The following is a 10,783-nucleotide window of genomic DNA, read 5'->3' as shown; positions in this document are numbered from 1 at the left end:
CTACAAGTACGTTGTACACAACGTTGCTCACGCATTTGGTAAAACAGCGACATTCATGCCTAAGCCACTAGTTGGTGACAACGGTTCTGGTATGCACGTTCACCAATCCCTAGCAAAAGACGGCGTTAACCTGTTTGCTGGTGATAAGTACGGCGGCCTATCTGAAATGGCTCTTTACTACATCGGTGGTGTAATCAAGCACGCTCGTGCAATCAACGCGTTTGCTAACCCATCAACTAACTCGTACAAGCGTCTTGTACCTGGTTTCGAAGCACCTGTAATGCTTGCTTACTCAGCACGTAACCGTTCTGCTTCTATCCGTATCCCAGTAGTACCAAGCCCTAAAGCACGTCGTATCGAGCTACGTTTTGGTGACCCAGCAGCTAACCCATACCTATGCTACTCAGCAATGCTTATGGCTGGCCTTGACGGTATCAAGAACAAGATTCACCCAGGCGAAGCTATGGATAAAGATCTATACGACCTTCCTGCAGAAGAAGCAGCTGAAATCCCAACAGTTGCAGAATCTCTACAAGAAGCTCTAGCAGCGCTTAGCGAAGACCGTGAGTTCCTAACAGCTGGCGGCGTATTCTCTGACGATTTCATCGATTCTTACATCACTCTGAAGTCTGACGACGTACAACGTGTGAACATGGCTACACACCCACTTGAGTTTGAACTGTACTACTCAGTTTAATCTCCTGTAGAGATAAGCTACTTCTTACTGCAACCTTGTAAGAATCGCTGACTAAATATTAGGCTCGCCTCGCAGGCGGGCCTTTTTTATGTTCTCTCGACGCTCCCCTCCTCGTAACATATTCGATACCAATCGTAGTAAATAACTGCTCACCCTAGCTTGTTAAAACACTCGATAACTTCGTTACAATTTTTGATTGTAGAATAACTACTTATCGAAAAATTCTGCCTCGTTCTCAAGCCTTTTTCCTGCGCTATTTGTGAACATTAACTTACTGTGATTGGTATTAAACAAAAGCCCTCAGAGGCTGTCGCGCTAAATTCAAAAAAATCAATAACAAAACTAACGCCAAACGTGAAATCACCTAGCGGTGAAAAGAGGCTAAAGATATGAAAAACATACTGTTCCTGATCGGGTTAACAGTCGCGCTCTCGTGCTCTGCTCAAACGGTGTATACCTGGGTAGATGAAGATGGCGTGCTCCACTTTAGTGATAACCCTAGCGCTCAAGATGCCGAGGCTCTTCGCCTGCCAGATGTGCAAGCTTCAGCACCCGCCCCTAAATTTGAGGCCTCAACTCCGGTTGACGTCGCGGCTTCCTCTACAACTAAAACGGCAACGACAGCTAAAACTCAGGCAGAAGCAGAAGCCAAAGAGCGTGAGGTTCCCACTCAATTAGCCCTCACCATGCTGACTCCAGTTCATGATCAAACCATTCGCAACAACCGCGGCTTAATCCCGATTCAGATAGAGCTCAACCGAAAACTTGGTATCGGGGAGCAATTACAATTGATGCTCGATGGCCGTCGATATGGCGCCCCACAGACCCAACCTATTTGGGAATTAAAAGGTATCGATCGAGGTACTCACACCATTGCAATTCAAGCACATCGAAGCGGCAAGCTTATTGCATCTACTAGTCCAGTCACCGTGTATTTACATCGAGCGACGCTCAAGTAGGCCAATGTGTTAAAAGAGGCCAAATAACCTCTACTTTTCACCTAATCGAAGCAGCTTTCAGCGACTCTAATGAATTATCTTTAGCTTCTGGTTGATATGCGCCATACTTGAACTTAGCTACGCACCAATTTGGTGCAGTGAGAAAAACACCAGTTCAAGGACGAAATAGTGAATCGATCAGCCAAAAGCGACAGCATAGATACACATCATCTTTCCAGCGCCATTCTCGACAATATGGTGACTTCGACATTGATGCTCGATGAGCAACTGTATGTTCGATACGCCAATCCGGCGGCTGAGCAGCTCTTTTCACAGAGCGCACGACGCATCGTTGATCATCCACTGAGCCAACTTATCCAACACGCTTCACTTGATTTGGCGCTTCTGACGCAACCGCTACAAAGTGGCCAGAGCATTACCGACAGTGACGTTACCTTCGTTGTTGATAACCGCCCACTGATGCTTGAAGTCACGGTTAGCCCAATATCTTGGCAGCGAGAGACGCTGTTATTGGTTGAGATGCGCAAGATAGACCAGCAAAGACGCCTTAGCCAAGAGCTCAACCAACATGCACAACAACAAGCGGCTAAGCTGTTGGTACGCGGGTTAGCACATGAGATCAAAAATCCACTCGGTGGCTTAAGAGGTGCGGCGCAGTTACTTGGTAAAATGCTTCCTGATCAGTCTCTTAATGAATATACGCAGATCATTATTGAGCAAGCCGACCGCTTAAGAGCATTAGTCGACCGTCTGCTTGGCCCACAGAAGCCGGGGACTAAATCAGAAGAGAACCTTCACCAGATACTTGAAAAAGTTAGGCAGCTCGTAGAGCTCGAATCGGGTTCAACGCTCGCCATCGAAAGGGATTACGACCCTAGCCTACCGGACATCTTGATGGATTCGGCACAGGTTGAACAAGCGATGCTCAATATCGTGAGCAACGCAGCGCAGATTCTAAAGACTCAGGATTCTGGAAAAATCACCATTCGCACCAGAACGGTGCATCAAGCAAATATACACGGGCAGCGACACAAACTCGCGGCTCGTATTGAGATCAGCGATAACGGTCCGGGCATCCCCGATGATTTAAAAGACACCTTGTTTTACCCAATGGTCAGCGGACGAGAAGGTGGAACAGGGCTGGGGTTATCGATTTCTCAAAACCTGATCGATCAACACAATGGGAAAATTGATGTTGAAAGCTGGCCGGGCAACACCACATTCACGATTTATCTACCGATTTAGGTCACAAGAGCCTCGCTATTGAACAGCGAGATGAAAGGCTTAACTCGGTAACACAAAAATTAAGACATCATAAAAACAACAATGATTATCACAATAGATTTGGCTGCAAAGGAATTGAATTATGAGTAAGGGATACGTTTGGGTCGTCGATGACGACAGCTCTATCCGCTGGGTAGTAGAGAAAACACTTTCATCTGCGGATATTAAGTGTGAAACATTTGCTGATGCTGAGAGCGTACTACTTGCGCTTGAGCGTGAGACACCGGACGTATTGGTGTCTGATATTCGCATGCCTGGCATTGACGGAATTGAGCTGTTACACCAAGTTCACCAGCGATCTCCCGACCTACCCGTGATCATTATGACCGCGCACTCAGACCTTGATGCGGCGGTGAATGCTTATCAAAAGGGCGCCTTTGAATATCTACCAAAGCCGTTCGATATTGATGAGACACTGACTCTAGTAGAGCGAGCAATCGCACACAGCCAAGAACAGAAGCGCGAGCAAGCCAGTGAAGTCGCTGAAGACACCAACGCGCCAGAAATCATCGGTGAAGCACCGGCAATGCAGGAGGTTTTCCGAGCGATTGGTCGTTTATCTCGCTCATCCATATCCGTGCTGATCAATGGTGAATCGGGTACCGGTAAAGAGTTGGTCGCTCACGCTCTGCATCGTCACAGCCCAAGAGCTAAGAAGCCCTTCATAGCCTTGAACATGGCAGCAATCCCTAAAGATCTGATCGAGTCTGAACTGTTTGGACACGAAAAAGGTGCCTTTACCGGTGCTAACAGCGTTCGCCAAGGACGCTTCGAACAAGCCAACGGCGGCACCCTGTTTCTTGATGAAATCGGCGACATGCCACTCGATATTCAGACTCGCTTGCTACGTGTACTTTCTGATGGCCAATTTTATCGCGTGGGTGGACACTCTGCGGTTAAGGTTGACGTTCGTATCGTTGCCGCAACCCACCAAGATCTTGAACGATTGGTACATGAAGGCGACTTCCGTGAAGACCTTTTCCACCGACTCAACGTTATCCGAATCCATATCCCGGCACTGCGCGAACGTAAACAAGACATTGAAAAACTGACTCATCACTTCCTAGCATCCGCCGCCGAAGAGCTCGGTGTTGAAGTGAAGACGCTGCATCCTGAGACCATTTTGAAGCTCAACCAGCTCAATTGGCCGGGTAACGTGCGTCAGCTTGAAAACATTTGCCGTTGGCTCACCGTGATGGCGAGCGGCAGCGAAATTCTCCCTTCAGACCTGCCACCAGAGCTGTTGGAAGAAAAAGTGGTGACAACCTCAGGAACTGGAGATAACTGGCAACAACTGCTCGCTAATTGGGCAAAGTGTGCGCTTAATTCAGGAGAAAAAGAGCTGCTGACTTATGCTCTGCCAGAGTTTGAACGTATACTGCTAGAGGCTGCACTCCACCATACTAATGGTCATAAACAGGATGCAGCTAAGGTTTTGGGATGGGGAAGAAATACCCTAACTCGTAAACTCAAAGAACTGTACTAGACCTTATATGATTCTCGATGCAGCTACTTTTTAACCAAAAAAGTGTCGCTTGGTTTGAATAGTGTCGGTACAATTACAGTACACTATTCACCAAAGTTGTAGCTAAAGATGTCTTTGAAAACACAAATTACTTTGAGAACCGCAGTGGTTCTGCCATTCGTGATGATTTTTCTGTTCACTATGGGCGTAATGGTTTTCACTCAAAAGCTAAGCTACAAAGAGATGGTGAGTGATGTTAGTGCACGCCAACTAACATCACTGACTGACAATGTTCATCAAAGCCTGTCTAATTTTTTAGAGAAGCCATTTCACGCGAACCTCTCACTCAGCCATAACATCGGCTACCACCACCTTTATCAGCCCGGTAATCTCAGTAAGGTCCAAGACTATATTTTTTATACGTTTTCAGACCATTACACAGCTGTACCTCAACTCGATGTGATCGGTTTTGGCTCTGAAGATGGTAACTACGTCGGTTTCCGCAAAGAAGCCAACAAAGGCTACACCTTGATGGTGCAAGACGAACGTACCAATGATCAGTTGGTCATTTACCGTGGCAGCAAGATTAGTGAAGACATTCGATCGGTAATTTCAGGTTACGATCCTAGAATCCGTCCTTGGTACACACCCGTTGCGACACAGAAAAAACCGTTATGGTCACCAATTTATGCCAATGCTGACGAACGCCAAGAAATCACCTTATCTGCTCTCGCGCCTATCTATGATGATAACGAATTCAAAGCCGTCGTCGTCAGCGACATCAAGATCAATACCTTCAATGCGTTTCTCAGAAAGCTCAAAGATAGAACAGATGCCTCTGTTTACATAATCGATAAACAGCAACGTTTAGTCGCACACTCCGGTGGAGGCAGTGTCGTCTCATGGGGCACAGGAAAAACTAACAAAGGCCAACGCTTACTGGCAACAGAGAGTGCTAACCCCGTCATACGTGAAAGCGCCAGTTACGTAGACCAATTCCACCTAATCGATAATTTGGGCGAGCAGCGTTTTAGCTTTAGCCTAGACAACGAACGCTACTTTAACCAAATCACCCCTTACGAAGATGAACACGGCCTAACGTGGTTTATTGGAGTGTCGATTCCTGAAAGCAATCTGCTCGGTGAATTACCAGAAAATCAAAGAAACAGTTGGTTGCTCGGGCTAGCACTGAGTTGCCTTGGGGTCATTGCAGGATTAGTTGCCTTTAATCGCGTAACCCAACCCATCACCTCGACTGCAGATGCAGCCAAACGCCTTGCTAAAGGCGATTGGGACACGAGCATGCCAAAGACGGGGCATATCTATGAAACCAGCATGTTGGTGGAGTCATTCAATGAAATGGCCAACAACTTAAAGGCCTCGTTTCACGTCTTGCAGTCTCAGCTTACCTATGACTCATTAACCAAGCTATACAGCCGTGAAGGCTTTATTGATGCTGCCAAGAAACACCCTGACAACGAAACAGGCACGCTGTATTTGATTGGTATTGATCGCTTCCGAGACATCAATGACAGCCTCGGTCATTACAATGGTGACCAACTGCTTATCATTGCGGCCGCTCGTTTAAGAGGCACACTGCCATCCGAATACCTATTGGCTCGAACTGGTGGTGATGAGTTTGCCATTTACGCACCAAACGTAACGCAAAGCGATGATGTTCAACTGCTGACTAACCGCTTACTTCAAACCTTCGCTTCCCCATTTTCAATGGAATCAGAAAGCGTGGTGATCAAGGTATCGATGGGGATAGTGAATGTCTCGAATCTCTACGACATTACACTCCTGCTACGCAATAGCAGCATTGCATTGAGCAACGCGAAACAAGACAAAACCAGTGTCAGCATTTACAGCCCGGAGATGGGCAAAGCATCGAGACATCGCACCAAGATGCTAGCGCGAATGAGTCGAGCAATTGAGCTTCAACAGTTCGAACCGTTTTATCAGCCTATTATTGATCTGGAATCCGGCTCGACTATTGGTGCTGAAGCTTTAGCTCGCTGGATAACCGATGAAGGGGTGATCTCGCCACTCGAATTCATTCCTCTCGCGGAAGAGAGCGGGCTCATTTACGATATCGGAAAACAAATTCTGCATAAGTCCTGTCGAGATACAGCCATCGCGATTGAGTCAGGAAAGTGGGGTAAAGACTTCTCGATTCACGTCAATCTATCAGTCGATCAGCTAAGCGAAAGTGGCTTTGTGGAACAAGTAAAGGACACGCTGCGAGACACCAAGCTGCCAGCAAGCAACCTGACACTAGAGATCACCGAATCACGCATCGTCGACAATGATCCGACCATCATCGATAACATGCTGACGCTCAAAGCGTTAGGGGTCTCAATCGCAATTGATGATTTTGGTACTGGCTACTCTTCCCTAGCCTATCTGCAAAAACTGCCATTTGATTGCCTGAAGATCGATCGAAGCTTCGTTAGCAAGCTCAACAAAGAGAACCTCGACAGCTCCATCGTCGCGGCCATCGTTAACATCACTAAAGGTTTCAAAGTGAGCTTGGTGGCAGAAGGCGTTGAAACACAGCAACAGGCTGAACTTCTCAAGCAACTGCAGTGCCCGCTGGCTCAAGGCTTCTTATACAGTCGCCCAGTTCCGTTTGACCAATGGCCTACAGACCTCAGCAACTCCAAGCAAAGTACCAAGGTCAAACAAAATACCACTGAGAGCCTCACCTAAATCAGGCAGAAATCGAATGAGTCAGATACAAAAATGCCAGCATGATGCTGGCATTTTTTATTGTTCTGTTCTCTATCGAGCGATTAGATAACGCGAGAGAATTGCTGCTGGCGAGCCTTTGCACGTAAGTATTTATCAAAACACATACAGATGTTACGGATCAGCAAGCGGCCACGCAGAGTAACGCGGATTTCTTTATCATCGACTTCAACCAAATCATCGTTGATGAAGGTTTGTAGAAGCTCTAAATCTTCTTTGAAGTAGCGATTAAAGTTAACCGAGAACTCAGATTCGATCATGGTCTTATCAAGCTTAAAGTTACAGATAAGCTGCTTGATCACTTCACGACGTAGAAGGTCATCACTGTCTAGTGCCACGCCTTTCCAAAGTGCATGGCGCAGGTCATTGACCTGAGCGTAGTACTTTTTCAGCTCTTTCTGGTTTTGAGCGTAAGCATCACCGACCATAGAGATAGCAGAAACACCGAAACCAATTAGGTCAGCTTCGCCTTGGGTCGTGTAGCCTTGGAAGTTACGATGCAGAATACCTTCACGTTGTGCTACTGCTAGCTCATCTTCAGGTAGAGCAAAGTGGTCCATACCGATGAACTGGTAACCCGCCCCCGTTAGCGTCTCGATGGTATCTTGTAAGATAGCCATTTTCTCTTTCGCTTCCGGTAGGTCTTCGTCTTTAATCTTACGCTGCGCAGCAAACAGCTGAGGCATGTGTGCGTAGTTAAATACCGATAAACGACCTGGTTTCATCTCTAGCACTTGCTTCAATGTTTCAGCGAACAAAGCTTGAGTCTGCTTTGGTAGGCCGTAGATCAAATCAAGGTTGGTTGAACGGAAGCCTAGCTCTTTCGCACGTTGAACCATTGCAATGATGAATTCTTCATCTTGCTCACGGTTAACCAGCTTCTGTACTTCTTTATTGAAGTCTTGAACACCAATACTCAGGCGGTTGAAGCCTTCGTTACGCAGGTGGTCAAGTACGTCTAGCTCAATCTCACGCGGGTCGACTTCGATACTGATTTCAGCGTCAGCGGTGAAGTTAAACTCATCACGTAGAATCATCATCAAGCGAGTGATTTGTGTCTTGGTCAAGAACGTTGGCGTACCACCACCGAAGTGCAATTGCGTCACTTCACGGCCATTCAATAGAGAGGCGCGTTGGCGGATTTCATGTTCAATCACATCAAGATACTCATCCGCTTTATGCGAGTGACGAGTAATGACTTTATTACAACCACAGTAGTAACAAAGCTTGTGGCAGAACGGGATATGCACGTAAAGAGAGAGTGGACGCTCAGGATATTGAGTACACGCCATGTCGTAATCAGCGACGGTAAACGCTTCATGAAACTCCAACGCAGTTGGGTATGAGGTGTAACGAGGTCCCGAATAGTTGTACTTGTTTAAGATCTCTTGATCCCAAACGATTTGCTGATTCGTTGTTACTGGCTTGCTCGACATAGCGGTATTTCCAATTTAGATCCGCGAGAACCTAAGGTCTCTCAAATCATTTTACATACATTAAAATATAGACGGGTTATTTTGCCACACGACCTGTAAGGTCGTTCCAAGACAAAATCAATTTTTTAGACAAAAACTCAGAACTGCTAGCTTGATCACTAACAAAGCGTCGGGATTAACGAGACGCAAAAGGTAAGAAGGCTCATTTAACATCATCTGTTAAAGACAAAGCGTATTAAAGACGTGAGTCTTAAAAGCTGCATGTCTCAAAACAGCGCGTCTTAAAAACTGAGTGTTAAACAAGCCTCTATTTTAAAAATCTTAGCGACTAGATCATCTGAATGTTGATTTGGTTGTTGAGAGGTTTAACCTTCTCTTGCAACCTTTTCAGATCTTCAATGACCGCATCATTCAAGCGAGTCTCTGCCTTATGGCGCGTGAGATTCTGCTGCATGCGTTCTTTCTTCGTCAGTTCCTGTCTTGCCTCTCCGCGAGCCATATCTTTTACGATATGGTACAGCTCAGAAAGAGCAGGATACTCAGAATCAAAATCGACACGCTCATCACCCTGAACATTATCCATAATGATACACACTCGGATACTGATCTCAGGTAAGTCACATTGCCCTTGAATGCCCGCTAAACACAAAGTATTTACGTTTTCGTAAATCGTCGCGTTACGTTTTTCAATGGCTAGTGCTTGATGCTGCTTTTGCAACTCCGTCTGCTTCTTCACTTGAAGTAGAAGGTAACCTGCGTAAGAGCCCAAGCCGAGAATGATAATTCCACCAGCAATTGCTAATAAGGTTACGTTCATTGGCTATTAACCTTTAAAGCTGTCTAAATCGAAATCTTCGAATTGAGATAGCAAGTCTTCGTCAGAGCTCGCTTTCTTCTTAGAGGCAACTGGTGCTTCTTCGAAGATCTCTTCTTCATCGTCTTCTGGCTCTAGTAGACCTAAGCGGCCCATTAGGTGTTCGATACGATCAAGTTTCTCATCAACAAACTTCTGTAGACCAGCACCTAGGTTTTCACCATTTTCGATACGGTCTAGCAGTGTGTTCAGTTGAGCATCATTCTCAAGCATCTCTAACTCTTGTTCGTTAGATAGCTTGCGCTCTTGTTTAGTCGGCTTCTTCGCTGGTTCAACGATCAGCGGAATTTTTTTCTTGCTGCCTAAACGAGGGTCACGAGCTTGTGCAGCTTTACGCTGTTTTGCTTCGCTACCATCTGAGTGACGGCTGCCAGACTTAAGGCCTTTACGCTTTTTAACACGCTTACGTTCACGACCTTCAACATCAGATTCACTACGGTTACGAGTAACCATAGGTTCCGGAGCGCCAAGTGCTCCCGGCTTTCTTGATTTCTTACTACGACCCATTACTGCACTTTCCTCAGTAAAATTACATCATTTCCAAAAAATTCTAGTTCGAGCTTATCCCGCTCTGCCAAAAACTGGAATGTTTGACGACTAAAGAAGACGACATGTGTCGGGTCATTCTTGTAGTGCCAACCAGCAAACGCGTCTACGTCTATTACTAGTTTAGTCATAAGACCAATCCAGCCCTTGGGTTTAACTAAATTCAACCATTGCTGCCACACTTTGTCTGGGTGATAAAGATGCTCTATCACCTCCGTGGCAGTCATAAAGTCATACGTTTTTTCCAACACAGAGGGTTCTGGGTGGTAATAGATATCGTACAACTCCATGGTGTGTCCGGCTTCTTCTAACATAATAGATAGCGTAGGGCCTGGGCCACAACCAAAATCCAACCCTTGTGAGTTAGATGAAATTTTGTCTGTTAGTGGATCCGCGATGCGAGATAAAAAGCGGCGATAGCCTGCATCACTAGGATCGTTCTCATGGAGATCATAGTGTGCTTTTTCTTCTTTTGCTTCTAACCTTTGTTCAGGTTTAACAAATACCAGTTCACATTGCTGACACTGCAGATAGGCTCTGCGTTTGTCTTCAAAATAGTGATTCACGCCTTGGTGATGGCATAAGGGACAAGTATACATAGCACATCCTTAAACAGGGATGCGAAACATACCAGAAACTGAGTTTATAGTGGAGAGGTATTGGGTGTTTTTTCATCAAATCAATAAAAAAAGCGATAGGAAAACCTATCGCTCTCTAAATCTGCCTATATCGGCCAAAATTTGCATACTCAACTTGGTACACAAATCTCCA

Annotated in this window: 8 protein-coding genes and 1 pseudogene; 5 read left to right on the top strand and 4 right to left on the bottom strand. The window is 46.0% G+C overall.

Translation table 11 applies throughout. The annotated features are described in order from the left end of the window. The 5 genes and pseudogenes from glnA to IQQ51_RS26030 form a co-directional block, all read left to right on the top strand. Positions 1-697 (top strand): annotated as a pseudogene (gene glnA / locus IQQ51_RS27690) (glutamine synthetase); the annotation flags it as partial. Positions 698-1,086: 389 nt separating this feature from the next. Further along, complete coding sequence (locus IQQ51_RS26045; RefSeq protein WP_050644475.1) at positions 1,087-1,656, top strand: DUF4124 domain-containing protein; 570 nt, start codon at positions 1,087-1,089, stop codon at positions 1,654-1,656. A gap of 168 nt (positions 1,657-1,824) precedes the next feature. Next, positions 1,825-2,901, top strand: coding sequence for a nitrogen regulation protein NR(II) (gene glnL / locus IQQ51_RS26040; protein ID WP_019826501.1), 1,077 nt, complete (start codon positions 1,825-1,827; stop codon positions 2,899-2,901). Positions 2,902-3,022: 121 nt separating this feature from the next. Continuing rightward, complete coding sequence (gene glnG, locus IQQ51_RS26035) at positions 3,023-4,426, top strand: nitrogen regulation protein NR(I) (RefSeq protein WP_193842515.1); 1,404 nt, start codon at positions 3,023-3,025, stop codon at positions 4,424-4,426. Positions 4,427-4,534: 108 nt separating this feature from the next. Continuing rightward, positions 4,535-7,117, top strand: a complete 2,583-nt coding sequence (locus IQQ51_RS26030) for a GGDEF and EAL domain-containing protein (RefSeq protein ID WP_193842514.1) — start codon at positions 4,535-4,537, stop codon at positions 7,115-7,117. Between the two features lie 83 nt (positions 7,118-7,200). Here IQQ51_RS26030 and hemN read toward each other — a convergent pair whose 3' ends face one another. From hemN to IQQ51_RS26010, 4 genes are all read right to left on the bottom strand, one after another. After that, positions 7,201-8,592, bottom strand: coding sequence for an oxygen-independent coproporphyrinogen III oxidase (hemN, locus tag IQQ51_RS26025; RefSeq protein ID WP_050648426.1), 1,392 nt, complete (start codon positions 8,590-8,592; stop codon positions 7,201-7,203). A 328-nt stretch (positions 8,593-8,920) separates the two neighbouring features. Continuing rightward, positions 8,921-9,409, bottom strand: coding sequence for a DUF2489 domain-containing protein (locus tag IQQ51_RS26020; protein WP_017060164.1), 489 nt, complete (start codon positions 9,407-9,409; stop codon positions 8,921-8,923). Between the two features lie 6 nt (positions 9,410-9,415). Continuing rightward, complete coding sequence (gene yihI / locus IQQ51_RS26015) at positions 9,416-9,973, bottom strand: Der GTPase-activating protein YihI (RefSeq protein ID WP_017060163.1); 558 nt, start codon at positions 9,971-9,973, stop codon at positions 9,416-9,418. Then, positions 9,973-10,611 (bottom strand): class I SAM-dependent methyltransferase, encoded by a 639-nt coding sequence (locus tag IQQ51_RS26010; RefSeq protein WP_019826511.1) that lies wholly within the window; start codon positions 10,609-10,611, stop codon positions 9,973-9,975. Before IQQ51_RS26010 ends, yihI begins: the two co-directional genes overlap by 1 nt. Positions 10,612-10,783 lie beyond the last annotated feature (172 nt).

This window comes from Vibrio sp. OPT18, assembly GCF_015163615.1.
In the GTDB taxonomy this organism is placed as follows: Bacteria; Pseudomonadota; Gammaproteobacteria; order Enterobacterales; family Vibrionaceae; genus Vibrio; species Vibrio coralliirubri.
The sequence above is the reverse complement of the archived record's forward strand: the minus strand, read 5'-3'. Positions and strand labels throughout refer to the sequence as shown.